Consider the following 26,117-nt stretch of genomic DNA (forward strand, 5'->3'; position numbering starts at 1 on the left):
GTTACTCGAGCAGCTCTCCACGTTCAGCCTTGGCGACCAGGGACGCGGGCGGCAGGAAGTGCTTCCCGTAGCGCTCCGCCAGCTGGCGCGCGCGGATGACGAAGCCGCGCGGCCCCGTGCCGGACGGGCCTTCGTAGCCGTTGATGTACTGCACCACGCCGCCCGTCCAGGGCGGGAAGCCGATGCCCAGGATGGAGCCCACGTTCGCGTCCGCGGTGGAGCGCAGCACGCCCTCGTCGAAGCAGCGCACCGTGTCGATGGCCTCCGCGAAGAGCATCCGCTCCTTCATGTCCTCGAAGGGGATGGTGTAGCCGGGCTTGGTGTAGTGCTTCGTCAGCCCCGGCCACAGGTTCGTCCGCTTGCCGTCCGCGTAGTCGTAGAACCCGCCGCCCGTGGAGCGGCCCTTGCGGCCGTGCTGGTCGATCATCGCGTCCATCACCGCGTAGCTGCCGTGGTCCGCCCACGTCTGGCCCGCGGCCTCCACGGCCGCCTTCGTCTCCTGGCGGATCTTCCGGGGCAGCGTCAGCGTCAATTCGTCCACCAACTGGAGCGGGGCGGCGGGGTAGCCCGCCTGGAGTCCCGCCTGCTCGATGGACGCGGGCGCGATGCCCTCGCCCACCATGGCGATGGCCTCGTTGAGGAACGTGCCAATCACGCGGCTGGTGAAGAAGCCCCGGCTGTCATTGACGACGATGGGCGTCTTGCCAATCTGCACCGCGATGTCGATGGCCTTCGCCAGCGTCGCGTCACTGGTCTGCTTGCCGGCGATGAGCTCCAAGAGCGGCATCTTGTCCACGGGGGAGAAGAAGTGCATGCCGACGAAGTCCGGCGGCCGGTTCACGCCCTCCGCGAGCAGGGTGATGGGCAGGGTGGAGGTGTTGGACCCCAGCACCGCGTCCGGAGCCACCACGCCTTGAATCTCCTGGAAGACCTTGTGCTTGAGCTTCACGTCCTCGAACACCGCTTCGATGACCAGGTCGCAGCCCGCGAGCGCGGCGGGGTCCTCCGCGGGGGTGATGCGCGCCAGGAGCGCGTCGCCCTTCTCCTTCGTGACGGAGCCCTTGGAGACGGCCTTCTCCACCAGCTTGACGGAGTAGCCCTTGCCCTTCTCCGCGGCGGCGAGCGTCACGTCCTTGAGCACCACGTCGATGCCGGCCTTGGCGCACACGTAGGCGATGCCCGCGCCCATCATGCCCGCGCCCAGCACGCCCACCTTCTTCGCGGTGTGCTTCGGGATGCCCTTGGGGCGGCCGCCGCCGGAGTTGATGTGCTGCATGTCGAAGAAGAACGCCTGGATCATGTTCTTCGCGACCTGGCCGACGACCAGCTCCGTGAAGTAGCGCGACTCGATGGTGAACGCGGTGTCCACGTCCACCTGCGTGCTCTCCACCGCCACCGCCATGATGGCGCGCGGCGCGGGCATGTTCGTGCCCTTGAGCTGCTTGCGCAGGTTGGCGGGGAACGCGGGCAGGTTCGCCGCGAACGCCGGGTGGGACGGCGTGCCGCCGGGGATCTTGTAGCCCTTCTGGTCCCAGGGCTGCTGCGCCTTCGGGTTCGCCTTCACCCACGCCTTCGCCGCGGGCAGGAGCGCGTCCACGGAGGGCACCACCTCATGCACCAGCCCCAGCTCCTTCGCCTCCTGGGGGCGGTACTTCTGGCCCTGGAGCAGCACCTTCATCAGCGCGTCCGTGATGCCCAGCATGCGCACGGTGCGCACCACGCCGCCGCCGCCGGGCAACAGGCCCAGCGTCACCTCGGGCAGGCCCACCTGCGCGCCCTTCACGTCCGCGAGGATGCGGTAATGGCACGCGAGGGCGATCTCCAGCCCGCCGCCCAGCGCCGCGCCGTTGATGGCCGCGACCACGGGCTTGCCCAGGGTCTCCAGCGTGCGCAGCTGCGCCTTGATCTCCTGGCCCAGGTCGAAGACCTGCTTCGCTTCGCTCTTCTTCACGTTGCGCAGGTCGTTCAGGTCGCCGCCCGCGAAGAAGGTCTTCTTCGCGGAGGTGATGACGACGCCGGTGATGCTGTCCTTCTCCTTCGCCAGCCGGTCCACCGCCGCGCGCATGGACTTCACGTAGGCGGCGTTCATCGTGTTGGCGGACTGGGAGGGGTCGTCCATCGTCAAGACGACGATGCCGTCCGCGTCCTGTTCCCAGCGCAGGGTGTTCTGTTCGCTCATGGTGTTCGCTCGAAAGTCTTTGAAAGGGGAGGGAAGGGTCAGACGCGCTCGACGAGGGTGGCCACACCCATGCCGCCGCCGACGCACAGGGTGACGACCGCGCGGCGCGCGTTGCGCCGCTCCAGCTCATCCACCACGGTTCCAAGGATCATGGCGCCGGTGGCACCCAGCGGGTGCCCCATGGCGATGGCGCCGCCGTTGACGTTGAGCTTCTCGTCCGGGATGTCCAGGTCCTTCTGGTACTTGAGGACCACGGAGGCGAAGGCCTCGTTGAGCTCGAAGAGGTCGATGTCCTTCACGGACAGGCCGGCGATGTCCAGCAGCTTGCGGGTGGCCGGCAGCGGGCCGGTCAGCATGATGGTGGGCTCCGCGCCGGACGTGGCCACGGCGGCGATGCGCGCGCGAGGCGTGAGGCCCAGCGTCTTGCCCACCTTCTCCGAGCCCACCAGCACCAGCGCCGCGCCGTCCACGATGCCGGAGGAGTTGCCCGGCGTGTGCACGTGGTTGATGCGCTCCACCGCGTGATACTTCTGGAGCGCCACCGCGTCGAAGCCGCCCATCTCACCCATGGTGGTGAAGGACGCGCTCAGCTGGCCCAGCGAGGCCACGGTGGAGTCCGGGCGCATGTGCTCGTCGCGGTCCAGGATGGTGAGCCCGTTCTGGTCCTTCACGGGGACGACGGACTTCTGGAAGTAGCCGTTCTTCCACGCGTGGGCGGCACGCTCCTGCGAGCGCACGGCGTAGCGGTCCACGTCCTCGCGAGTGAAGCCCTCCATGGTCGCGATGAGGTCCGCGGAGATGCCCTGCGGCACGAAGTAGGTGTCGTAGTTGGTGGCGGGGTCCATGGCCCACGCGCCGCCGTCGGAGCCCATGGGGACGCGGGACATGCTCTCCACGCCGCCCGCGATGACCAGGTGCTCCCAGCCGGAGCGCACCTGCTGCGCGGCCATGTTCACCGCCGTCAGGCCGGAGGCACAGAAGCGGTTGAGCTGCACGCCGCCGGTGGTCTCCGGCAGGCCCGCGGCCAGCACCAGCGTGCGCGCGATGTCCGCGCCCTGGTCACCCACGGGGGACACGACGCCCAGCACCACGTCGTCGATGTGCTTCGGGTCCAGGTTCGGGTGGCGCTGCTTGAGCGCGTCCACCAAGCCGACGAGCAGCGACACCGGCTTGGTGCCGTGCAGGGCGCCCTTCTTGCCCTTGCCGCGAGGGGTACGGACGGCGTCGAAGATGAATGCTTCCTGGCTCACGGGGAGCCTCCTTGTGAGAAGGGAGGGGGCTACAGGGACCGGGCGACGAGCTCCTTCATGACCTCGTTCGCGCCGGCGAAGATTCGCAGGACGCGGGTGTCCGCGAACAGATGGGCGATGGGGTATTCCTTCATATAACCGTACCCACCAAACAGCTGGAGGCAGCGGTCCACTACGAGGCAGGCCTGGTCGGACACCCAGTACTTCGCCATGGCCGCCGTTGTCACATCGAGTCCGCCTTCCAGGTGGGACGCAATGCAGTCATCCACGAAAGTGCGGCAAACCCGTTGGAGGGTGGCGCACTCCGCCAGCTCGAAGCGGGTGTTCTGCAGGGCGAAGAGCGGCTTGCCGAAGACGTGGCGCTGCTTCGTGTAATCGACCGTGAGCTGGACTGCGCGCTCCAGGCTCGCCACCGCGATGATGGCCGTGGTCAGCCGCTCCTGGGGGAGCTGCTGCATGAGCTGGGCGAAGCCCCGGCCCTCCTCTCCGCCCAGCAGGTTGACGGCGGGGACGCGCAGGTCGTCGAAGAAGAGCTCGGTGGTGTCCTGACCCTTGCCTCCCAGCTTGTCGAGGATGCGGCCACGCTGGAAGCCGGGCGTCGTGTCGGAGACCTCCGCGCACAAGAGGGAGATGCCCGCGTGGCCCGGCTGCCCCGTGCGCGCGACGATGATGATGAAGTCGCAGACGTGGCCATTGGAGATGAACGTCTTCGCGCCGCTCACCCGGTAGAAGTCGCCTTCACGCACCGCGCGGGTGGTGATGGCCTGGAGGTCGGAGCCCGTGCCCGGCTCCGTCATGGCGATGGCGCCCACCCATTCGCCGCTGGCCAGCCGGGGCAGCCACTTCTCCTTCTGGGCCTCCGAGGCGTAGGCCAGCAGGTAGTGCGCGACGATGGCGCAGTGGACGGGGAAGCCCATGGACGGGTCCCCGGCGCGGATCTGCTCCTCGATGAGGACCGCCTCGTGCGCGAACGTGCCGCCCGCGCCGCCGTAGGCCTCCGGGATGGACATGCACAGGAGGCCCAGCTCTCCGGCGCGGCGGTAGAGCGCCTTGTCCGGGTAGCCCTGCTCCACGTGCTTGGGGACGTTGGGGAGGACTTCCTTCGTGAAGTAGGTGGCCGCGAGCGTGCGCACCTGCTCCACGTCATCCGAGCTCCACCGGGGACGTGCCGTCGTCATGATGTCTGTCTCCTAGAGTCCGAAGGTCTTGCCGATGATGTCGCGCTGGATCTCGCTGGTGCCGCCGTAGACGGTGGAGATGACCGTGGCGCGCAGGTGCGACTCCATGTCGTATTCCGTGGCGTAGCCATAGCCGCCCATCATCTGCATGCCCTCCAGGGCCACGCGCTTGGCGGTCTCCGTCGTCTTGAGCTTCGCCATGGAGGCCTCGCGGGGGAGCATCCGGTCCGGGTGCTCGTCCGCCATGGCCGCCACGCGGTAGACGAGCAGCTCGCAGCAATCCAGTTCCGTGGCCAGGTCCGCGATGCGGTGCTTGAGCGCCTGGAAGGAGCCGATGGCGCGGCCGAACTGCTTGCGCTCCTTCACGTAGGCGACGGCGTCGTCGAACGCGCGCCGTCCCCGGCCCAGCATGGACGCGGCGAGCAGGAGCCGCTCGCTGTTGAGCCCCGACATCAACTGGGGCCAGGCCTGGTCCACGAGGCCGACCACGGAGGACTCCGGCAGGAAGCAGTCCGTGAAGAAGACGTCGTTGACCTCCTTGCCGCCCATCGTGGGGATGCCGCGGATCTCCATGCCGGGCGTGCCCGCGGGGACGCAGAACATGGTGAGGCCCTCATGCCGCGAGCCCACGGTGTTCGTGCGCGCCACGAGCAGCACGTGGTCCGCGAAGTGCGCGTTGGAGCACCAGGTCTTCTGTCCGTTGACGACGAAGCCCCCGTGCGTGCGGACCGCGCGGCAGGTGATGGCGGCGGCGTCGGAGCCGGCCCCGGGCTCGGAGATGGAGATGGCCTCCACCCGGCCGCGTGCGATGCCGCCGAGGATGGTCTCCTTCTGCGCCAGGGTCCCGAACTTCGCGTAGGGGCCCGCCGCCACCGCCGTGGTGATGTAGCCGCCCACGGGCGCGAGCCCATAGGCGGTCCGCTCCGCGAAGAGGCACATCTCGGACATGCCTCCGCCAGAACCGCCGTACTCCGAGGGGAGGCCCACGCCCAGCCAGCCCAGCTCGGCCATCTGGGCATAGAGGCCGGGGGCGTGTGCTTCCTTGCCGTCGTGGGTCAGCGCGTCCCGCTGCGCGCGCGTGCCCGTCCTGGCGCGGCAGAACGCGTCGATGGCATCCGCGAACGAGGCTTGCTCCGGGGTTCTCACGTGCATGGCTGTTCTCCGAAGGGGCGTCAGGTGTTCGCGTAGAGCGCGGCGATGCGTTCGGCGTACTGCGCGAGGATCACGCGGCGCTTGAGCTTGAGGGTGACCGTCAGCTCGCCCGTCACCGGGGACCACGCCTCCGGGACGACGTGGAAGCGTTTGATCTGCTCCGAGCGGGAGAGCCGGACGTTGGCCGCGGCGACGAGCGATTCCAGCTCGGCCTGGACGGTGGGGTCTCGCGAGAGGTCCTGGACCGACACGGAGGACAGGCCCCTGGCCCTGGCCCAGACGGGCGCGGCTTCTGGATCCAGGGAGACGAGCGCCGTCACGTAGGGGTGGCCGTCGCCAATCGCGATGGCCTGGGCCACCAGCGGATGGGCGCGCAGCATGCCTTCGAGCTTGGAGGGGGCGATGTTCTTCCCGCTCGACGTGATGATCAGCTCCTTCTTGCGGTCGGTGATGCTGAGGAAGCCGTCCGCGTCGAGCGTGCCGATGTCTCCGGTGGCGAGCCAGCCGTCCGCGTCCGTCGCGCGGACAATCTGGCCGTCCGGCGCGAGGTAGCCCATGAACACCACCGGGCCGCGCACGAAGATTTCGCCGTCCTCCGCCAGCTTGAGCTGGAGCCCGGGGATGGGCCGGCCCACGGAGCCGACGCGGAAGTCGGTGGGGATGTTGATGGTGGCGCAGCCGGTCGTCTCACTCATGCCCCAGACCTCCAGCACCTGGATGCCGAAGCCGCCCAGGTACTCGAGGATGTCCACGGGGATGGGCGCGGAGCCGCTGCTCGTCCAATGCAGCGCATCCAGCCCCATGGACTTGCGCAGCGGTTCGAGCACGCGCGCTTCGGCGTCCGCGGCCCTCTGCTGGACCTCCGGCGGCACGGGCCTGCCAGCGCCGCGCAGCCGGAAGGACTCCAGCGCGGCGGCGTGGGCGGCGAGCAGGGGCTCACGCTGCGCGGGCGGGAGCGCGTCCACCTTCAGGCGCAGGCTCGACGCGAGCTTCTCCCAGAGGCGCGGCACGCCGAAGAACGCGGGCGCGCGCGAACGGGCGAGCAGCGGCACCACGCCCGCCGGGTCCGTGCACAGGTGCATGTGCAGCGCCTTGTAGAGCGCGCGGTACAGCCCCAGCTCGCGCTCGGCCACGTGGGCCAGCGGGAGATAGGCGATGGAGGGGACCCGCATCGGGATGGGGACGCACTGGTCCACCGCGACGGCTTCATAGAAGGCGTTGAGGTGGCTCAGCACCACGCCCTTGGGGTCACCGGTGGTGCCGGACGTGTACATCATCGCCAGCGGATCCTCCGGGCGGATGTCCTTCCAGGCGTCCTCGAAGGCCTGGGGGTTGGCCTCGTGGAGGGCACGGCCTTCGGCTTCGAGCTCCGCGAAGGAGATGAACCGCGAGTCCCCGCGCGGGAGGGCGGACGCGTCCACCACGACGATGCGCTTGAGGGCAGGAAGAGATTCGAGCACCGGCCACCACCGGGTCAGCTCCTCCGCGCCCTCCAGCACCACCACCGTGGCCGCGCTGTGCCGGGCGACGTAGCCCACCTGTTCGGTGCTCAGGGTCTGGTACGCGGTACAGGAGATGGCGCCCAGGTGGGCCGCCGCATAGTCGATGATCCAATGCTCCGGCCGGGCGGACATCATGATCATCATCCGCTCGCCACGCTGGAGCCCCAGCACGCAGAGCCCCCGGGCCAGCGCGGCGGTGCGCTCGCGGAGTTGTCCCCAGGTGAGGGTGCTGTTCCCGGAGGTGAGGGCGGGCGCGTCCGCGTACTCCGTCGCGTTGCGCTGGAGGAGGCGCGGCAGCGTGAGCTGCGCCGCGAGGGACAGGCACTGCGCTTCCAGGTTCGCGTCGAACGCACCCATGGACACACCTCCGCCAAGGTCAAAGGTCAATCAAGCTGTCTGTCGTGCTTCCTCTTCAGGGGTCGACGTACAGGTCGAGCGCCACATCCGGGCCGCCGCCGTAGCGGCTGAAATCGGTGACTCCGTTCGCGCGCAGGACGTCCTCGTCGATGAAGGTCTGTCCGGTGCACTCGCGCGGCGAGCGCTGGAGGATGGCCACGGCCGCGTCCGCCATGATCTCCGGCGCGCGGGCCCGCTGCATCGAAGCCTCTCCCCCGAGCAGGTTCTTCACGGCGGCGGTGGCGATGAGCGTGCGCGGCCAGAGCGCGTTCGCGCCGATGCCAGCCTCCGCCAGCTCCGCCGCCCAGCCGAGCGTGAGCAGCGTCATGCCGTACTTGGCCATCGTGTACGCCGGGTGCAGGCCCATCCAGTGGGGCGCCAGGTTCACCGGCGGGGACAGCGAGAGGATGTGCGCATGGGACGAGCGCCGCAAGTGCGGCAGCGCCGTGCGCGTGAGCAGGAACGTCCCGCGCAGTTGAATCTGCTGCATCAGGTCGAAGCGCTTGAGCGGGAGCTCCTCGGTCTTGAGCGGGGCCAGGGCGCTCGCGTTGTTGACGCAGAAGTCGATGCCGCCGAAGCGCGCCACTGTTTCGTCCACGGCGCGCTGCACGTCCGCCTCTTCCCGCACGTCGCCCACCACCGCGAGCGCCTTGCCTCCCGCGGCTTCAATCTCCGCGGCGGCGGTGTGGACCGTGCCCGGGAGGCGCGGGTCCGGCGTGCCCGTCTTCGCCAGGAGCGCGACGTTGGCGCCCAGCCGTCCGGCCGCGACGCCGATGGCCAGCCCGATGCCACGGCTTCCCCCGGACATCAGCAGCGTGCGTCCGGTGAGCGGGCCCGGACCGGCCATGGGCCCCGTCACTTCTGGGCCTTCGGCTTCGCCGGGGTGGCGCGTCCGGGCGTGGCCGTCCGGGCGAGCTGGGGGAGCAGGTCGCGCACGATGAGCAGGAGCGACTCGCTCAGGAGCAGGTGCGTCTCCTCGCGGCTGAGCGTCCCGTCGCGGAGCCACTCACGGATGGAGGACTTCACCAGCCCGCCGTAGGAGCGGATCATCGCCCGCTGCCGCGAATCGTTGCCGACCTCGGCCTTGAGCCCCAGGAACTCCAGCGTCCGCGACGCGGCCACGTCGTCCGCCTCCGCGATGATGCGCTCGACGTCCGGATCCGCGCCGATGCCGCCGCTCCCGATGACGGCCAGGTATGTCTTGCCGTGGGTCGCCACGGTGTCCAGGTACCACTCGACGCTGCGCTCCACGCGCTCTCGCAGGGTTCCGGTCATGGGGACGCTCTTTTCGATGCCGGGCATGAGCAGCATTCGCTTCACGACCTTCAGGTAGAGATCCCGCTTCTGCCCGAAGTAGTGATTGAGGAGTCCCCGCGCGACACCCGCCTCCTTGGCGATGTCGGTGGTGGAGACCTCCGCGTACGGGCGCTCGCCGAACAGGCGCATGGCGCAATCGAGGATCTGCTGCCGGCGCTCATCTGGTTCCAGCCGCTTCCAGCGAGGGGCCACGGCGCTCATCGGCGGGCCTCCTGCCAGGGGAGGAACGTGGGCAGGTCCTGGGTCACCGTCCGGGAGAACCGCGCGGGTCGCTTTTGCATGAAGGCCATGACGCCTTCTAGCGCGTCCGGGCTCTCTCCGAGGCTCGCGATGAGCTGGCTGTCCAGGGCGAACGCGGGCTCTGGCGAGGGCAGGGCGCTCATCCGGTAGAGCGCCTGACGGATGACGGCCACGGACACCGGCGCGGTCGAGTCCACCAGCTCCTTCGCGAGCGCCTGCGCGGCGCCGGCCAGGGCCTCGGGTTCATGGAGGGATTGGACCAGCCCCGCGCCGAGCGCCTCTTCCGCTGGCACGAGCCGGCCACTCACCATCCAGTCCATCGCGCGGCCCAGGCCCACCAGCCGGGGCAGGAACCAGCTGGAGCCCGCTTCCGGGTAGATGCCCCGCCGGCTGAAGACAAATCCGAAACGGCTGTTCCTGGCCGCGAGCCGGAAGTCCGCGGGGAGGACCATCGTGGAGCCCACGCCCACCGCCGCGCCCTGGATGGCGGCGATGACAGGCTTTCTCAACATGAACAACTGGCGCGCGACGCGGGTCGCGGGTTCGACCCACGCGCCCCCGGGAATGTCTGTGTTGGTGACCTCCAGGGACTGGCCACTCAGGTCCGCCCCCACGCAGAAGTCCTTGCCAGCGCCCGACAGGATGACCACCCGCACCGCTTCGTCCGCGTCCGCCGCGGCGAGCGCGGCCGCCAGCTCGTCCGCCATGAGCACGGTGAAGCCATTGCGCGCTTCAGGCCGGTGCAGTTCCACATTGGCGACCCGGTCCGCATGGGAAACGCGGATGTGTTGGTAGCTCATGGTTGGAAATCCTGGCTCATGTGCTGGGTATAGTGGAGACTTGTTGGCGCGGCGTCAACAACAAGAATCGCCAGACATCCCCGGGAATTTTCGACGTTTCGCGTCATCGATTGCCTGCCCTGGAGCCGGTTCATGAGTGTGGTTGCGTTGGGTCTGGAGGGACGCCGTGCGCTGGTGACGGGCGCCTCCGGAGGGTTGGGTTTGCACTTCGCCGAGGTGCTGGCGCGGGCGGGAGCGGAGGTGGTGTTGGCGGCGCGCCGCGCGGACCGGCTGGCGGCGGAGGTGGCGCGCCTGCGGGAGCTGGGGCTGCGCGCCCACGCGGTGTCCATGGACGTGACGCTCGCGGCCTCCGTGCAGGAGGCCGTGGCCGAGGCGGAGGCGCTCACGGGGGGAGTGCTGGACGTGCTCGTCAACAACGCGGGCGTGTCCGGCGAGGGCTTCTTCCTCCAGGTGGAGGAGGCGGACTGGGACACGGTCATCGATACGAACCTCAAGGGGGCGTATCTCGTGTCGAGGACCGTGGCGCGGCGGCTGGTGGAGCAGGGCTCACCGGGCAGCATCATCCACATCGCGTCCATCCTGGGGTTGCGGGTGGCCGGTGGCGTGGCGCCGTACTCCGCCTCCAAGGCCGGGTTGATCCACCTGACCAAGGCCATGGCGTTGGAGCTGGCGCGGCACCGGATCCGCGTGAACGCGCTGGCTCCCGGCTACATCGAGACGGACTTCAACCGTGACTTCTTCGGGAGGGACGCGGGCCAGAAGCTGCTCGCTCGCATTCCCTTCCGGCGGCTCGGCCACATGCGGGAGCTGGACGGCCCGTTGCTGCTGCTGGCGTCGGAGGCCGGCAGCTACATGAGTGGTTCTGTCATCGAGGTGGATGGTGGCCACCTCTGCTCGACCCTGTAGTGCTCCAGGAGCCCCTGATGGACTTCTCTCTCTCCCCTGAAATCGAAGCGTACCGGCTGCGCGTGCGTGAGTTCGTGGCCACGCACGTGCTCCCGCTGGAGAAGCAGCCGGACGCGTTCGACGCGCACGAGAACCTCCGCGAGGAGGTGGTGGCTCGGGTGCGTGAGGTGGCCCGCGCGCAGGGGCTCTGGGCCTTCCAGATGCCGAAGGCGCGCGGAGGGCAGGGCCTGGGCGTGGTGGGCATGGCGGCCTGTTACGAGGAGGCCGCCCGTTCGCCCTTCGGGCCCGTGATGTTCAACGCCGCGCCTCCGGATGACGGGAACATGATCGTCCTGGAGAAGGTGCTCGCGACGGAGGCGCTCAAGCAGCGCTGGTTGCAGCCCATCATCGACGGCCGGGTGCGCTCCGCCTTCGCGATGACGGAGCCCGACGGCTGCGGCTCCGACCCGTCCCTCACCTATACGCGGGCGGAGAAGCAGGGCGATGAGTGGGTGCTCACGGGCCGCAAGTGGTTCATCACCGGCGCGCAGGGAGCGCAGCACTTCATCGTGGTGGCTCGCACCTCCGACGATGAGCGCAAGGGGCTGACCGCGTTCCTCTTCGATGCCAGCCAGCCGGGATGGCGCATCGAGCGGCGCATTCCCATCATGGGCCCCGAGGAGCACGGCGGCCATTGCGAGCTCGTCTTCGAGGGGCTGCGCATCCCGGATGAGCAGCGCCTGCTGGGCGTGGGGGATGGCCTCAAGGTGACGCAGATCCGCCTGGGCACGGCGCGCCTCACGCACTGCATGCGCTGGCTGGGACTGGCGAAGCGGTGCCTGGAGGAGGCGGGCGGTTACGTTTCACGGCGGATGAGCTTCGGGGAGACCCTGGCCCGGCACGAGGGCGTGCAGTGGATGCTGGGCGACGCGGCCAAGGACATCCACATCGGGCGGCTGCTGACCATGAGCGCCGCCTGGAAGCTGGACCAGGGGGACTTCGCGCGCACGGACATCTCCATCGCGAAGATCCACGTGGCGGATGCACTGCACAAGGCCGCGGACACGGCCATCCAGCTGATGGGCGCGCGGGGCTACTCCAAGGACACGATCGTCGAGTGGATCTACCGGTACGCGCGGCAGGCGCGGCTGGTGGATGGGGCCAGTGAGATCCACAAGATGGTGCTGTCGCGTGCGTACCTGGCGGAGGGCGCGGACTTCTTCCGGTGGGGCGTGGAATGACGATGCGCGAGGAACACAGGCGCGCGCTGGAGTCCTTCCTGGCCACGAAGGCGGAGTCCCGCGAGGTACGGCTCCGCGATGCGCGCCTGCTCTCCGGGGGCGCTATCCAGGAGAACTGGCTGCTGACGGCGGTGGTGAGCGGAGGGCCGCATGACGGCGTGCTGGAGTGCGTGCTGCGCTCCGACGCGGCGTCGGGCGTCTCCGTGTCGCACGGCCGTGCCCAGGAGTTCGCCCTGCTGCGAGAGGCCTTCCGGGCGGGCGTGACGGTGCCGGAGCCGCTGTGGCTGGGAGATGCTTCCGTGTTCGGGCGCGCGTTCTTCGTGATGCGCAAGGCCCGGGGGACCGCCGCCGGGCATCGCGTCGTGAAGGACCTGGGGCTGGGCGGAGACCGCGAGGCGCTGACCGAACGGCTGGGCGAGGAGCTTGCGCGGCTGCATGCCATCCGCCCTCCCGTGGAGGCCTTGTCATTCCTCCCGGTGCCGGCGCTGTCGCCCGCGCTGCGGGGCGTGAAGGAGTTCCAATCCTTCCTGGACGGCCACCACACGGCGTTCCCCGCGCTGGAGTGGGGCATCCGCTGGCTGGAGCGTCATGCGCCGCGGACGCAGGAGCTGGTGCTGACACACCGGGATTTCCGCACCGGCAATTACATGCTGGACGAGGCCGGCCTCACGGCCGTGCTGGATTGGGAGTTCGCGGCGTGGTCGGACCCGCTGGAGGACATCGGGTGGTTCTGCGCGCGGTGCTGGCGCTTCGGCCAGCTCGACAAGGAGGCGGGCGGCATCGGCTCCCGTGAGGCGTTGGCGCGGGGCTATGCGCGCGTGAGCGGACGCCGGTTGGACTGGGAGGCGGTGCGGTACTGGGAGGTCTTCGCCCACGCGCGTTGGGCGGTCATCGCCGTGCAACAGGGGGAGCGCCATGTGTCCGGACGGGAGCCCTCGCTGGAGCTGGCGCTGACAGCGCATGTCGTGCCGGAGCTGGAGCTGGAACTTCTTTCGATGACGGGAGGACGGAATGCGTGAACAGCCGGACGGGGCCGCGCTGCTGGCGATTGCCCGCGAGGTGCTGCTCCGGGAGCTGCTGCCCGGGCTGCCGGAGGACAAGGTCTACGCGGCGCGGATGATCGCCAACGCGATGGGCATCGCCGAGCGACAACTGCGCGCGGGTGAGGAGCCCCAGCGGGAGGAGGGCAGGGCGCTTGTGGCATTGCTCCACCGCGAAGGAGAGCTCGCGGAGCTGAACCGCGAGCTGGCGGCGCGGATCCGCCAGGGCGGGTTCGACGAGAACCGCGAGGCCTGGTCGCTGCTCTGGGACTCCACGATTCAGCGGGTGAGGGAGAGCGCACCGAAGGCACTGCCGCCGTCCGACCGGTTGGGGTAGAGGTCGGGCCATGAAGAAGAAGGCGTCCAAGTCTCCCGCCGTCGACCTGCCCTTTGAAATCCTCACCTGGTCCCAGGTTCGCGACGAGGTGAAGGCCCCCGGCAATCGCGAGGATGACTCGGACCTCGTGCTCGTCCTCACCGGGAATGTCGTCATGCCCCACGACCTGGGGCTGGACTTCCACCAGGGAATCTTCGCGCAGGATGACGAGGACGCGCCTCCGTTCACCGGCCTCATCGTGCGAGGCGACCTCACCGTCGAAGGCTGCGTGCTCAACTGGGAGAACGACTTCGGACCGTTCCTCCAGGTGCACGGCAACCTCGTCGCGAAGCGCATCGCCATTGGCGGTGCCCGGCTCCACGTCACCGGCGACGTGACGACCGAAGACCTGGTGGCGGTCTACAACCACGGCAGCGTCTTCGTGGGCGGCAACCTCAAGGCCCGCACGATCGCCTCGCATTACGCCTTCAGTGGGTCGGGTGCCGTGGATGCGCATCGCTACCTGGGCCAGGACTCGAAGGTGTTCAAGGTGGCCGGCGGGGTGGAGGACGTGAAGGACCCCTACGAAGGGAAGGGCGTCTTCGTCCCGGCGGTGGTGAGGGACGGCCGCGTCGATCTGGAGAAGGTGCGAGCCCGGCTGGCGGCGGGCAAGCCCGTTGCCCGCGACGCGTTCACCAGCATCCGGGAGGCGTTCCGTCAGCTCGTCGCGAAGAAGCTCGCGGAGCCCGACAAGGTCAAGAGCCTGACGCTGGAGGACAAGGGGCTCACGTCCCTGCCGGAGGAGCTCTTCCTGTTCCGCAAGTTGGAGAAGCTCAACCTGCGCCGCAATGAGCTCCGCGTGCTCCCGGAGGCGCTGGGGCAGCTCACGGAGCTGAGAGAGTTGGACCTGAGCAGCAACGGTCTGCTGGAGCTGCCGGAGTCCATCGGCGAGCTCAAGAAGCTGCGGGACCTGAACGTGGAGTACAACTGCCTCTGGCGGCTGCCGGAGTCATTGGCCGGATGTGTCGAATTGCGCAGGGTGAACCTGATCAACAACCCCTACGCCTACGTCCGGCGGGCCTTTGGGAGCTGGCGGCAGGTGAAGCTCATGTTCGACTTCCCGGAGGTCCTCACGCGGCTGCCGAAGCTGGAGGTGCTCACCTTCGAGGGAACTCCGCTGCGCACGCTGCCGGCGCGGCGTTTCGACAGCACGGCCTTGAGCAAGGCTACGGTCCTCAGGTCGCTGGTGACGCAGGTGGATCCGGAGCTGCACGCCCAGCTCCAACTGGACGTGGAGCGCAGCCGCGAGAAGGCGGCGGCCTATATCGGCTACTGGTTCAAGCCGGAGACCGTGCGCCTGGAGTCCTTCTACGACGCGAAGACGGACCGCTACGACTTCGCGGAGCTCCTCGCGCTGCTGGCGCTGCTCTTGCGCATCAACATCCCCACGGCGGCGCCCTACGAAGCGTCGCTGGCGAAGTTCCGGGTGCAGAGCCAGGAGATCGCCCGGCACCTGAACTGGGACGGCGACAAGCCCCGGCACGTCCACGCGCTCTTCGGAGCGCTGCGCGACGCGCTGGGGCCGCTGGGCGAGCCGTATCCCGGCGACGCGCTCATCGCGGGCCTGCGGGACGTCTTCGCGGCCCTCGCTGGCTGAAGCCCCCTGGTGACGCCAGACATCAACTGGTGAATGGCGTCATCGCGATGGGCGGGGCGTGCTCGGCCCAAGTGACTGATTTCACGGGGGCCGGGGGATGGCATGCGTCCTGCTCTTGGGCCCCGGCATGTCCATCTCCTCCCTGAACCGCGCGTCCTCCTTCCAGCCTTCCTCGAGCATCTCCCAGCTCAAGCCGGCCGCCGCGCCGACTCAGGGAGTGGAGGGCTCCCAGGCGCAGCAGCCTCGCAACGACCTGCGCCGGATGTTCATGGCCGACTCCTTCGAGGCGGGGCCGAGCCGGCTGGGCGGCGCCTCCGGGGACTTCCAGAAGCAGCTGTCGGAGGTCGTGGCCCAGCTCACGCAGTTGGTGAAGATGCTCCAGACGCAGTCGCCCGCGGCGCTGGGCCAGGGCGCCGAGGGTGCCGCGTCCGCGGTGGGCGGCGTGGGCGGTGCGGCTCCGGCGCAGCAGGCGGCTCCCGCGCCCTCCGCCTTCGAGGCTCCGGCGGCTTCCAGCGGGGCTGCTCCGGCGCACCCCACGTACAACAGTGATGCGGGCCCCGGCTTCGGTCCGCCGTCCGCCGGCTCCACGGAGCCCGCTCCCGCGAACGCGCCGTGGCTCGCGAAGAACAACGTCGGGTCGCCCTACAACAGCAACATGCAGCTCATCGACGAGAGCCAGAAGGGCCAGTTCAAGTACACGAACACCTTCACCAACAAGACGAACGAGCCGCGGACCATCACGCTCTGGAACAAGACGGGCGAGAACGGCAACCCGAACGACGGGCAGAACTTCGACAAGAGCACGCCCAAGACGTTCACGCTCCAGCCCGGCCAGTCGCAGGTGGTGGCGTTCGACAGCAACACCAGCGTGGCGTGGGCCGCGTCGAAGGACGGCACGGCGAAGCCCGGCGCGAACTCCGGTCAGACCTGGGGCGAGGCCACGTTCGCCAACTCCGGCACGGGCTGGAGCGGCTTCGACACGAGCCAGATTTCCCCCGCGGGCCACAACGGCAAGATGTCCATCACCAACGAGGCGACCGGCAAGACCGTGACGGAGGCCAACGCCTGGCAGACGGAGAAGGACGACCCCGCGCTCCACGACGTGGGCGTTCCGGCCGGTCCGCTGAACCTGCGCACGGAGATCGGCTGAGGGCCATCCAGCCCGCGCTGACTCAAAGGCCGAGCGCCGCCTTGCACGTCTTCACATACAGGTCCCGGAAGAGGTTGTCCGGGTCCGTGCGCTGCTTCACGGCCTGGTACGTCTCGCGGTTCCAGATGCTCCAGAAGGTCTCCTCGTCGTAGTAGTTGTAGGAGATGAGCGTCTTGGTGCCGTTGACGCGCTGGAGCTCGTCCTCCAGCTCCTTGTAGACGTTGCGCCCAGGAGGCTGCGGCATGCCGTACACGGCCAGGTCCAGGAACAGCGGGTCCTTCATCCCGGACCACCACTGGGGCGTCAGCCACTCGTAGTCCCGCGTCCGCCGGAAGGGCACGCACCAGACGGGGTAGTGCCGCATCTCGCGGTGGTACCAGTCCATGAACGCGGCCGTGCGCGAGAAGGGGACGAACACGTCCACGATGACCGGCGGGTCCTTCTTCGGCAGCAGCTGCGTGAAGCGGTTGGCGGTCCTCAGCACGCTGTCGGAGTGGATGAGCCTGCCGAACAGCGCCCTCGCGAGGAGGTTCTTCGGTCTGACGTGCGTGACGCCCCGGTTGTAGCGGAAGAGGTAGTCGTACGTCGTGAGGTAGTCCTCGCTCCGGCGCGGGATGCTCTCGCAGTACGCGGTGAGCCAGTCGTAGCGGTTCACGTACGGCGCCCGGTCCACGAAGTGGCCCACGCACAGCACGTGCTTCGTGGGAGAGAAGATCTGCCCGTCCAGGTAGTCCGCGCCCGGCTCCTGGAAGTGGTGCCAGATGCCCTCCTGGAAGGACTCCAGCGTCGAGTGCGTCTCGTTCGTCACCCGCACGTAGGGTGCGCAGCGCGTGAGCTTGAAGCGCACCCTGGACAGGATGCCCAGCGTCCCGAATGAGCCGTGCATCATCTGGAAGAGGAGCGGCTCCTCCGTCGGAGAGCAGCTCAGCACGTCTCCCTTGGCGGTGATGACCTCGTACTCCAGACACGTGTCGTGGAAGCCGCCCTGGCGGAAGGACATGGACTCGATGGAGCACCCCGCGATGGCGCCCCCGAGCGTGATGGTCTTGTGCTCGGGGACGATGAACGGGATGAGCCCGTGCGGCAGCGTCGCTCGGACGACCTCGTCGAAGGTGACCGCGGGCTCGGCGGTGCAGGTCATCCCCACGGGGTCGATGTCGAGGATGGCGTCCAGGTCTCCCAGGTCCACCTTCTCGTCGCGGCGCCGCGCATCGAACCGCTTGGGGACGCTGTGGGGTGGGGACTTCTTCTTGAAGGACGCAGGGCCCTTGCCCTTGCGCTGACGCAACTGCTGGCTGATGGCTTCGACCTTGGCTTCGTGAAGCGCCCTGGCCTGTGAGGGGAGATCCACCCGGGGACCGCCTGTGACTGACTCCGTGAGCATCCAGCTCCTCCGTTGGGGGAAGGGTGGGGATGCCGCGGCGCGTGGTGAGCCCTCACCTGTCGGAGCGGGGCCAACCCGGACGCCCACCCACCGGGCGGGCGTCCGGGCAAAGGGGACGGCTCAGGTGGCTTCGAGCCGGCGGCGCAGCTCGGTGGTGCTCACTTCTGGCGTACCGTCCCGGCCCATCAGGGATTGCCCATCCTCGGAGTAGAGCGCTGGACGCCGGTACAATGTGCGCAGGGCGTGCAGGTGCGGGTAGACGATGGATGCCCGGGGGCTCAGCTCGCGCAGGTGCTTGCGCAGCAGGGGGGCGTACTTCGGGCTCTGCGCTGGGAAGATATGATGCTCCTGGTGGTAGCTGAAGTTGAAGTGCATCCAGTTCATCAGCGGGTGGGTCTCCACGCTGGCGGTGTTCACGAAGGGGTTGTCCGTCTCCTCCGCCGCGGGCTGCATCCAGTGGTTGGTGGCGATGTAGATCATCAGCGTGACGTTCCCGATGAGCAGCGGGAGCACCAGCGCGTAGAACGCCGCGCGAGGCCCCAGGGCCCACCCGAGCCCCACCCAACCCGCGGTGACGAGCACCGTGAGCACCCGCTCCCGGGTCCGGTGCATGTGCACGTGCTGGAACGCCGGCAGCCGGCAGTGATGCCACAGGAAGGCCTGGCCCTGCGCGGTGAAGAAGACGCTGAAGCTGATGAAGCTCAGCCAGTGTCCGGAGCCGGGGGACATGGCGTGGAACAGCTTCGCGAACCCCTGGGTGTGCCAGTCCGTCCTGCGCGGGAGGATGTCGGGGTCGCGCACGAGGACATTGGCGGCGCTGTGGTGGGCCTGGACGTGCCAGGCCCTCCAGTTGCCCGGCGTCACCAGGAAGGGCGCGAAGCCCACCCAGCCCAGCAGGCTCTCCCACTTGCGGCCGTGGAACACCGAGTGGTGCAGGGCTTCATGCGCGGCGAGCCCCACGGCGGTGACGAGCTGGCCCAGCACGAAGGCGATGAGCAGACACGCCCAGTGGGGCAGCGTCCACGTGCCGAGCACCCAGATGAGCGCCGCCTCCACGGGCACCAGGCACAGCGCGACGATGCCGCGCAGGGGTTGTCGTTCGAAGGCCTCCGGGGGCAGCAAGCGGCGCAGCTCCGAGCGGAGCCGCTTGGCGTCATCCGGGGGCAGGGGAAGGGACGAAGAGAGGTCGGTCATGGCGGTTGCCTGAGCGGAAAGGGGTTCAAGCCATGGGGCGGGCGATGCCGCCTTCGACGAGCATCCGCAGGCGGCCGGCTTCGTCATGGGCCGCCACGGTGCCGCACTGGAGCAGGTCGCCCTCCACGCGAGGCGCGAGCGACTTCAGCGTGAGGCGGCGAGGAGCCCTGGCGTCATGCGCCACCAGGTCCCGGTCGAACGTGGCCCGCTGGACGCCCACGGGAGCGAACACGTCATTGGACACGCCCTCCACGTGCATCGCGCTCAGGCGCAGGGCCGCGTCCAGCACGAGCGCCGGCACGCCGTGGCCCGCTTGCAGTGGCACCTCCGGCAGCCCGAGCTTCGCGAAGCGCGCGTCCTGCTCCAGGCGGATCTCCTCCAGGCAGTCGAACATCCTGCGCAGCTCGATGGGCGAGCCCGAGGCGCAGTGCGGGTCGTGCACGGGCATGCCATGGCCCGAGGCGCGGGCCGCCTCCAGCCGGGGCGGGGGCCGAGGTGGTTCGGCCGTCAGCGTGAAGCGGGCCTCGGCGTAGACGAGGTCTTTCTCCAGCACCACGCCGGAGGCATGGACGATGTCGCCGGTGAGCTTCACCTGCACGCTGTGCTGTCCCGGGGCATCGGTGAGGGGAGTGCACTCGGCGCGCAGGGACTGCTGGCCTCCGGGCTTCACGCGGATGAAGCGGGAGAAGCGCACGTCCTCGATGGTGACGGTGCGCAGCTCGGGGCGCGTGTCGTCCAGGGCCGCCTGGAACATCAGGTCCAGGGCCCAGGCGCCGGGCAGGGTGGGCGTGCCTCGGACGAGGTGGTCCTCCAGGCATGGGACGCTCGCCGCGTCGACGGTGAGGTCCCTCCGCGTGGGACGCGGCGGTTCCGGAGTAGGCGAGGGCGGGGCGAGCACCTCCAGGCCGTAGAAGCCGCGCTCGCTCTCCGTGAGCTGGACGTTGATGGGCTGGACGGGCTGTCCGTCCACCAACTGGAGGAAGAGCGCCTCGCCCTCATCCGCGCGGATGCCGCGCAGGCGGCGGCTGGCTCCGAGCACGCGGTACTCCGAACCGCGCGTCATGCCGATGCCGTCCCAGGCGAGCCAGCCCACGCTGCACCACTGCACGTCCTGGCGCGCGTCGCTGACCCAGGCGCAGAGCCGGTCCAGCGCTTCGTTCGCCGCGCCGTAGTCCGCCTGTCCGTCGTTGCCGATGTAGCTGAACGCGGAGGTCAGGACATGGAAGGGCACGGGAGCCGTAAGGCGGCGAGCGCAGGCCTCGCGCAGGTTGCGCAGCCCCAGCAGCTTGGTGTCCAGCGTGCTCCGGAGCTCCGTGAGCCGGCGGCGGTGGAGCTTCTTGGAGACCTGCGTGCCCGCGCCATGGACCACCAGGTCGAGCCGCCCGTGTTCGCGGATCAGCTCCTCCACCACGCGGTCCACGTCCTCGGGACGCGTGACGTCCGCGGCGCGGTAGGTCATCTGACCGGGAAGCCGCATGAGTCCATCGAGCGTGGCCCGCAGCTCACGCACGGCCAGGTGACGCTCGAAGCGTGCACGCAGCGCGGGCATGCGCACCGTGTTGTCACGGGCGAGCTCGGATGCGTAGAACTCGCGCTCCACGGTGCCCAGTTCCTCGTCGCGCGCCTGGAGCACGCGCTCGGGAGCATCGGAAGGGTCGCTGCGGCCCAGGAGGATGACCTTGCAGCCGTACCGCTTGAGCAGCGCTCCGGCGAGGACGGCCGTCACGCCGCGTCCACCGCCCGTGAGCAGGACCACCGAGCGGGAGTCGAGCGTGACGGCGGGCCGTGCCGGGACGTCCGTGGGCTGGAGCAGCCGGACGCAGCGGACGGCTCCGTCGAAGCAGACCTCCACGGGCGAGGTGTCGTCACCGGTGCCCAGTTCGGAAGCGACATGGTCGAGCGCCGTGCGGAGCGGAAGCGGACCCGTGGCGATGGCACGGATGCCACGCGCAGGGACTTCGCGGCCCAGGGACTTGAGCAGGCCGGCGAAGAGGCCGGTGACAGGGTGCAGCGTCCGGCGCGCACCGACGCCGCCGACGCACAGGCTCGCGAGCGTCACGGTGCCGGAGGACAGACCCTCATAGGCGCGGCGGGCGGATAGGAAGAGCAGCTCCAGCGCCTCGTGGCGAAGGGCCGTGTCCGCGACGACGGAGGACTCGCTCTCCTTCGAGGGCATCCGGCACACCGCGACGATGACCTGAGGCGCGAAGCCCAGCGAATCCAGGCCCGCCTCCGCGGTCTCCTCCTGTGTCAGGTCGATGCCATGGATCCGCGCGCCCGCATCGGATGCGCCGGCGTGGAGGATGCGGAACTCAGGGCCGCAGACGTCGTGTGCCAGGGCCGAAAGCTCACGGGCCACGGCCTCGTCTTGAGCGATGAACAGCACCCGCTGGCCACGCAGCTGCGACGCTCCGGTCGTCAGGGCCGGACGCTCGACGAGCACAGGCGCGTGGTAGCGGATGGGCGCCGAGTGGTCGAAGCCGTCAGCGGCCTCCGGGATGGGAGCGGAGGCTGACGGCGAATGTCCCGCATCCGAACGACCCGCACTGGCCCGTGTTTGCACGGCACTGGTATCCCTGGCGGAAGACTCGGGGTCGGAACGCGAGGGGAGCGCAGCCCTGGCGCTTGGTGCAAACGGAGCGCCAGGCCCACGGACATCCAAGGCGCCCGCCGTCGGACCGGAGCGGCCCAAACCTGTCCGACTGTCGGACAAGTTTCCGCCGCTCGGCTGAAGGGGGAGCCCCTCGCGGTCGTGGCGCTCAAAACCTGTCCGACTGTCGGACAAGTTTCCGCGGCTCGGCTGAAGGGGGAGCCCCTCGCGGTCGTGGCTCTCAAAACCTGTCCGACTGTCCGACAGGTTCCCGTGGTTCGACTGGCGCGGGAGCCCCTCCTGGCCGTGGCTCTCCAAACCTGTCCGACTGTCGGACAAGTTTCCGTGGCCCGGCTCAAGGGGGAGCCCGTGCCGGCCAACAGGGTTCGCCAAACCGGTCCGACTGTCGGACAAGTTCCCTTGGCTCGACTGGAGCGGGAGCTCCTCCCTGCCGTGGTTCTTCAAACCTGTCCGACTGTCCGACAGGTTTTTGCGACTCGACTCAAGGGGGGGCCTCTCCCGGCCGGAGTCCTCCAAACCTGTCCGACTGTCCGACAGGTTCGTGCGGCTCGCCGCCACCGGGGCGGCCCCTTCTTGGTCTCGATTCTCAGCACTGGGGACCGAGGCCTTGGCCGAGGACGTGGCGAACATCTCCTGGGCGCTGCGGTTCGCGGACGGGGACCTTGCCGCCTCTGTTTGTTCCTTCGGTGCTCCAGCTCGGGCGCTGAGGCCAGGATGAAGCTGGAGAACCAGCCGGGTTCCGGTCGCGGCATCCGGATGGATGCGCAGCGTGATGGCCTGCCCTTCAGCGGCGGCCCGTACCGCGCTCAGTACCTCCTGTGCTTCCCGGGCGGAGTGGGGGGGCAACGTGACTCCCGGCCCCGCGCTGGAGCCCGCTTCTTCGGACATCCGCAGATGGCACAGGGGCTTCAGGCCTCGCGCTTCAGCCTTCGCGGCCGTGGTCACCGCCAGCATCGCCATGCCCTCTTCGGGCGTGGATGCAGCGGGGGCTTCCCCGGGCCTCTTCACGTGCGCGCTGCCTACGAGCACCAGCTCGAAGCCGCTGTCCAACAGGGCCCTTGATGCCCGCAGCGACGCGGCCAGCGTGCCTGCCCCCGCGTCCACCACGAAGTTCGGCCCCTTGGTGTCGAGCGCCCCCGCCACCCGCCCCGGCGTGACGTTGGGCATCATTCCCTGGAGCGTGTACGGCCCGGACGGCTTCAGCGCGCCCACCGCCGCGTGGAGCCGGTCCACCAGTGGCAGGAGCCGCGCGGCGTCCGGTGCCCGCTGGATGTGTTCGCGCAGCCTGCGCCTCGTGGAGTCCGCCATCACTCGCTGCGTGGCCTCCACGCCCCGGCGGGTCTTGCCCTCCAATCCCAGGACGATGGCCGTCCCCGTCCGCAGCGAATCGAACGCCCCGAGCTTCTTCACGACGTCACTCGCGACGATGAGCCCCAGGTGCTGCGTGAGGTCCATGTCCTCGGTGATGTCCGGAAGCAGCCGCACGGACGCGGGCAGACGCATCCCCTTCGCGTCGAATCGCACCTCCGGGAACATCCCCTCCGCGGCCACCACCACCAGCTCTTCGTGCGGAGAAGTCACGGCCCGGGCGTGTGTCGCCAGCGGACCTCCCCGGTACTCCTCCAACACCAGGTGCGCATTCGTGCCGCCAAAGCCGAAGCCGTTCGTGGCCGCCCGGCGCGGATGCTCCCCGTTCTCAGGCCATGGCTGCTCCCGCGTGCTCACCTCGAAGTCCGGCCCGAGTGCTCGCAGCCCCGCGCCTGGACGGTCGAAGTGGGACTGCGGCGGGAAGCTCCGGTGCTCCAGCGCCTTGCACAGCTTGATGACCGATGCCGCACCCGCGGCCCAGCCGACGTGGCCAATCAACGCCTTCACGCTGGCGAGCTGGAGACCCTTGCGCTTGCCGCCGAAGACACGGCCAATCGACTGCAACTCCGTGGTGTCTCCGGCCGGCGTGGCCGTTCCATGCGCTTCGATGTACTGGATGGACGCAGGTTCGACGCCCGCCGCCGCGTAGCACGCCTCCATCGCGGCCACCTGTCCGTCCGCTCGCGGAACATTGGCGGAGCTGCTGCGCCCGTCGCTGGAGAGCCCCGCGCCACGGATGACCGCGTGGACCTTCAGCCCCGCGGAGACGGCATCCTCCAGGCGCATCAGGCCGACCACTCCCGCGCCCTCGCCGAAGATGACGCCATCCGCGCGCTCGTCGAACGGCCGGCTCCCTGTCGCGGAGAGCCCCTTGAACTGGGAGAACAGGCAGCTGTTGCCCGGGCCCGGGGAGAACACTCCGCCCGCGAGCACCAGGTCGGCCTCGCGGCGCTCCAGTGCCTTCATTCCCAGCGCGATGGCGTAGAGCGAAGAGGCACATGCCGCGTCCAGCAGCACCGTGGACACGCTCGGGCCCACCACGTCCGTCACCACCGCCTGGAGGGTGGGGTGTGGTGCCAGTTCGGAGGACGTCGCGGTGATGCCCAGGGCCTCACGCATCAGCGTGGACAGCTCTCGCGCCGTTTCTCCGCGTGCACGCAGCAGGGCCTCTCCCGCCTCCACGCACAGCGCGTCGTCGTACTCGGGCGAACCGTCCGCGGTGGACCCGAGCAGACACTGGATGCGCCTGGACTCGCGCGGCGCGGTGGACCGCAAGGATTCCATCGCCTGGCTGAGCGCGATGGCCAGCAACCGCTGCTCACGGCCATAGCGCTGGAAGCGCTCCGGCGTGACTCCCGGAGGCGCAATGAGGTCGCTGTCCAGGACCCGCCCGGTGAGCAGCGTGTACGTGCGGTCCGGAGTCACCGCAGGACCCACGAAGTCCACGACCTGGTCCGGATGGCTCACACCCGTGTCGACGATGCCGCTGATGCCCCGCTGGATGTTCCGCCAGTACGTCTCCGGATCCTTCGCGCCACCTGGGAGCATGCAGCCCAGCGACACCACCGCGATGGCCGGAGCCATGGGCGCTGCCGCCTGCGCGACAGGCAGCGAATGGTCCACGGACGTCAGCGCCACGGACGTGTCCTTGGGGAGGATCCGCTGGACGATGCGCGTCAGCCGTCCCCCCGTGCCGCAGTCCACGAACCGCGCGCAGCCCGCGCCCACCAGCGTCTCCACCGCACCCGGGAAGTCGAAGGGACGCACCAGGTGGGACGCGAGCGCCCCCGCCAGCTCGGACCCGCCACGTCCGTACACCCGCCGCTCGATGGGCGAGTAGATGGGCCCACGTGCCGGATGCACGGCCAGGTCCGCGAGGCTCGCTCGGAACGCGGTGACCGCGGGCGCAAGGCTCGGGTGGTGGAACGGGTAGCGGCTGGAGATGAACGTGAAGCCCTTACCCTGCCGCTCCAGGAACGCGCGCAACCGCTCCAGTTCCTCACGAGGCCCCGCGACCACCGTCTGCCGCGAATGATTGCGGCCCGCGATCTCCAGCGTCCTGGCCCCACTCTCCGCCACGGCCCGGACGGTCTCCGGCTCCGACAGGGCGACCGCCGCGAGCGTGCCCAGGTCGTCCGGCACCGTCTGGAGCGCCCGGATGCGGCGGCACACCACCTCCGCGCCCGTGCGCAGGTCCATGGCTCCGGCCGCGGTCATCGCCGCGATCTCCCCGAAGCTGTGCCCCACGAACACATCCGGCCGGGTGCCCTGCCGCTCCATCCACCGCGCCCCCAGCACCCCGGACAGGAAGATGCCGAGCTGATCCAACAGCGGCGCCGCGTCCAACGCCCGGCCCACCTGGGCGACGTCCTCCGCCGCGAGCAGAGGACCCACGTCGATGCCCTGCGAACGGCAGGACTCCGACACCGCCAGCAGTTCGTCACGCAGCTCCGGCTGGAGCGCCTTCAACTGGAGGAAGAGCGCGGGCTCGAACGTGCCCTGTCCCGCGAACAGGAACGCGGTCGCACCGGCCGGCAGTTGAAGCGCCGGCACGCTCACCGGATCCGGAAGGGGCACCGTCCGCGCAACGCCGCGCGGAGCGGTTGTCTCGGCGGATGACCGGAGCTCCGGCGCGGAGCCTGACGCCACCTTCGAGGCCTCCGCGGACGCCGGCTCGGGAAGGCGAACCGTCCGCGAAACGCCGCGCGGAACGGTGTCCGCCAGCAGCGTCCGCGCCAGCTCGCGCACGGCCTCTGGGAACAGGGCCTGGACGCCTGCCCCTCCCTGCAAGGCGAGGTCTCGGAAGCTCTTCGGTCCCGTGGGCTCATGCAGTGCCGCCAGCGATTCGAAGCTGCGCTGGAAGGACGCCGGAAATGCGCGCAGCACTCCCTGCCGGTCCGCGCAGAGCACGGTCTGGTAGCCACAGGCCACCGGCGTTCCGTCGCTCTTCAGCGTGCGGAAGCAGAAGCGCAGGGACACCTCTCCGCGCTCCTCCAGCGACGTCAGGATGATCAGCCGGTCCCCCAGCGCCGCCGGGGCGAGGTTGCGCGAATAGCCCTCGTAGGTGAGCAGGAGCACCTGATCGAAGTCGCGCCGGAACTCGGGCTCCTCGAACGCGTGCGGGCTGAAGAGCAGGTGCTCCCGGCCGGCGCACTGGAACTTGAAGTTGGTGAGGAAGTGATGGCTCCCGTAGGCCATCGTGTCGTCGAAGTGGATGTCGTACGGGACGGCGAAGAAGTCCATGGTGATGGCTCCTG

General features: G+C 69.4%; 17 protein-coding genes. 6 read left to right on the forward strand and 11 right to left on the reverse strand.

Features of this window, described 5'->3' with window-relative positions:
- Window position 1 precedes the first annotated feature (1 nt).
- From ACX114_RS10760 to ACX114_RS10795, 8 genes are read right to left on the reverse strand one after another with little or no spacing between them, the layout of a single operon-like run.
- Window positions 2-2,179 (reverse strand): 3-hydroxyacyl-CoA dehydrogenase NAD-binding domain-containing protein, encoded by a 2,178-nt coding sequence (locus ACX114_RS10760; protein ID WP_459297285.1) that lies wholly within the window; start codon window positions 2,177-2,179, stop codon window positions 2-4.
- A 38-nt stretch (window positions 2,180-2,217) separates the two neighbouring features.
- Window positions 2,218-3,429, reverse strand: a complete 1,212-nt coding sequence (locus ACX114_RS10765) for an acetyl-CoA C-acetyltransferase (RefSeq protein ID WP_459297287.1) — start codon at window positions 3,427-3,429, stop codon at window positions 2,218-2,220.
- Between the two features lie 29 nt (window positions 3,430-3,458).
- Window positions 3,459-4,607, reverse strand: a complete 1,149-nt coding sequence (locus ACX114_RS10770) for an acyl-CoA dehydrogenase family protein (protein ID WP_459297289.1) — start codon at window positions 4,605-4,607, stop codon at window positions 3,459-3,461.
- Window positions 4,608-4,619: 12 nt separating this feature from the next.
- Window positions 4,620-5,759, reverse strand: a complete 1,140-nt coding sequence (locus ACX114_RS10775) for an acyl-CoA dehydrogenase family protein (protein ID WP_459297291.1) — start codon at window positions 5,757-5,759, stop codon at window positions 4,620-4,622.
- A gap of 20 nt (window positions 5,760-5,779) precedes the next feature.
- Window positions 5,780-7,618, reverse strand: a complete 1,839-nt coding sequence (locus tag ACX114_RS10780; RefSeq protein ID WP_459297293.1) for an AMP-dependent synthetase/ligase — start codon at window positions 7,616-7,618, stop codon at window positions 5,780-5,782.
- 55 nt (window positions 7,619-7,673) lie between these two features.
- Window positions 7,674-8,504 carry an SDR family oxidoreductase gene (locus tag ACX114_RS10785; RefSeq protein WP_459297295.1) on the reverse strand — a complete coding sequence of 277 codons (831 nt, stop codon included), beginning with the start codon at window positions 8,502-8,504 and terminating at the stop codon, window positions 7,674-7,676.
- 8 nt (window positions 8,505-8,512) lie between these two features.
- Window positions 8,513-9,175, reverse strand: a complete 663-nt coding sequence (locus ACX114_RS10790) for a TetR/AcrR family transcriptional regulator (RefSeq protein ID WP_459297297.1) — start codon at window positions 9,173-9,175, stop codon at window positions 8,513-8,515.
- Complete coding sequence (locus ACX114_RS10795) at window positions 9,172-10,014, reverse strand: enoyl-CoA hydratase-related protein (protein WP_459297299.1); 843 nt, start codon at window positions 10,012-10,014, stop codon at window positions 9,172-9,174. The genes ACX114_RS10790 and ACX114_RS10795 overlap by 4 nt, the downstream gene beginning before the upstream one ends.
- 132 nt (window positions 10,015-10,146) lie before the next feature.
- Here ACX114_RS10795 and ACX114_RS10800 point away from each other — a divergent pair, with 132 nt between their 5' ends.
- The 6 genes from ACX114_RS10800 to ACX114_RS10825 all read left to right on the forward strand — a co-directional run bounded on the left by ACX114_RS10800 (window position 10,147) and on the right by ACX114_RS10825 (window position 16,303).
- Window positions 10,147-10,920, forward strand: a complete 774-nt coding sequence (locus ACX114_RS10800) for an SDR family NAD(P)-dependent oxidoreductase (protein WP_459297301.1) — start codon at window positions 10,147-10,149, stop codon at window positions 10,918-10,920.
- Between the two features lie 17 nt (window positions 10,921-10,937).
- On the forward strand, window positions 10,938-12,140 hold the full coding sequence (locus ACX114_RS10805; RefSeq protein WP_459297303.1) for an acyl-CoA dehydrogenase family protein: 1,203 nt from the start codon (window positions 10,938-10,940) through the stop codon (window positions 12,138-12,140).
- A 2-nt stretch (window positions 12,141-12,142) separates the two neighbouring features.
- A complete protein-coding gene (locus tag ACX114_RS10810; protein WP_459297305.1) occupies window positions 12,143-13,159 on the forward strand; it encodes a phosphotransferase family protein in 1,017 nt (338 codons plus the stop codon).
- A complete protein-coding gene (locus ACX114_RS10815) occupies window positions 13,152-13,517 on the forward strand; it encodes a DUF6285 domain-containing protein (RefSeq protein WP_459297307.1) in 366 nt (121 codons plus the stop codon). The genes ACX114_RS10810 and ACX114_RS10815 overlap by 8 nt, the downstream gene beginning before the upstream one ends.
- 10 nt (window positions 13,518-13,527) lie before the next feature.
- Window positions 13,528-15,153, forward strand: coding sequence for a leucine-rich repeat domain-containing protein (locus ACX114_RS10820; RefSeq protein WP_459297309.1), 1,626 nt, complete (start codon window positions 13,528-13,530; stop codon window positions 15,151-15,153).
- Window positions 15,154-15,280: 127 nt separating this feature from the next.
- Complete coding sequence (locus tag ACX114_RS10825) at window positions 15,281-16,303, forward strand: hypothetical protein (RefSeq protein ID WP_459297310.1); 1,023 nt, start codon at window positions 15,281-15,283, stop codon at window positions 16,301-16,303.
- Window positions 16,304-16,325: 22 nt separating this feature from the next.
- On the opposite strand, the gene ACX114_RS10830 is transcribed toward ACX114_RS10825, so the two are convergent.
- The 3 genes from ACX114_RS10830 to ACX114_RS10840 all read right to left on the reverse strand — a co-directional run bounded on the left by ACX114_RS10830 (window position 16,326) and on the right by ACX114_RS10840 (window position 26,103).
- Window positions 16,326-17,654: an FAD-binding oxidoreductase gene (locus ACX114_RS10830; protein WP_459297312.1), complete on the reverse strand. Its 1,329-nt coding sequence runs from the start codon at window positions 17,652-17,654 to the stop codon at window positions 16,326-16,328.
- A gap of 153 nt (window positions 17,655-17,807) precedes the next feature.
- Entirely contained in the window at window positions 17,808-18,881 is a 1,074-nt protein-coding gene (locus tag ACX114_RS10835; RefSeq protein WP_459297314.1) for a fatty acid desaturase family protein, read from the reverse strand.
- Window positions 18,882-18,906: 25 nt separating this feature from the next.
- A complete protein-coding gene (locus tag ACX114_RS10840; protein ID WP_459297316.1) occupies window positions 18,907-26,103 on the reverse strand; it encodes an SDR family NAD(P)-dependent oxidoreductase in 7,197 nt (2,398 codons plus the stop codon).
- Between the last annotated feature and the right edge of the window lie 14 nt (window positions 26,104-26,117).

The sequence above is a fragment of the Corallococcus sp. M7 genome, assembly GCF_054512695.1.

Bases quoted from the DNA above. Each gene is read 5' to 3' on its own strand.
- ACX114_RS10760 (WP_459297285.1), bottom strand. From the start codon at position 2,179: ATGAGCGAACAGAACACCCTGCGCTGGGAACAGGACGCGGACGGCATC.
- ACX114_RS10770 (WP_459297289.1), bottom strand. From the start codon at position 4,607: ATGACGACGGCACGTCCCCGGTGGAGCTCGGATGACGTGGAGCAGGTG.
- ACX114_RS10775 (WP_459297291.1), bottom strand. From the start codon at position 5,759: ATGCACGTGAGAACCCCGGAGCAAGCCTCGTTCGCGGATGCCATCGAC.
- ACX114_RS10780 (WP_459297293.1), bottom strand. From the start codon at position 7,618: ATGGGTGCGTTCGACGCGAACCTGGAAGCGCAGTGCCTGTCCCTCGCG.
- ACX114_RS10785 (WP_459297295.1), bottom strand. From the start codon at position 8,504: ATGGCCGGTCCGGGCCCGCTCACCGGACGCACGCTGCTGATGTCCGGG.
- ACX114_RS10790 (WP_459297297.1), bottom strand. From the start codon at position 9,175: ATGAGCGCCGTGGCCCCTCGCTGGAAGCGGCTGGAACCAGATGAGCGC.
- ACX114_RS10795 (WP_459297299.1), bottom strand. From the start codon at position 10,014: ATGAGCTACCAACACATCCGCGTTTCCCATGCGGACCGGGTCGCCAAT.
- ACX114_RS10800 (WP_459297301.1), top strand. From the start codon at position 10,147: ATGAGTGTGGTTGCGTTGGGTCTGGAGGGACGCCGTGCGCTGGTGACG.
- ACX114_RS10805 (WP_459297303.1), top strand. From the start codon at position 10,938: ATGGACTTCTCTCTCTCCCCTGAAATCGAAGCGTACCGGCTGCGCGTG.
- ACX114_RS10810 (WP_459297305.1), top strand. From the start codon at position 12,143: ATGCGCGAGGAACACAGGCGCGCGCTGGAGTCCTTCCTGGCCACGAAG.
- ACX114_RS10815 (WP_459297307.1), top strand. From the start codon at position 13,152: ATGCGTGAACAGCCGGACGGGGCCGCGCTGCTGGCGATTGCCCGCGAG.
- ACX114_RS10820 (WP_459297309.1), top strand. From the start codon at position 13,528: ATGAAGAAGAAGGCGTCCAAGTCTCCCGCCGTCGACCTGCCCTTTGAA.
- ACX114_RS10825 (WP_459297310.1), top strand. From the start codon at position 15,281: ATGTCCATCTCCTCCCTGAACCGCGCGTCCTCCTTCCAGCCTTCCTCG.
- ACX114_RS10835 (WP_459297314.1), bottom strand. From the start codon at position 18,881: ATGACCGACCTCTCTTCGTCCCTTCCCCTGCCCCCGGATGACGCCAAG.
- ACX114_RS10840 (WP_459297316.1), bottom strand. From the start codon at position 26,103: ATGGACTTCTTCGCCGTCCCGTACGACATCCACTTCGACGACACGATG.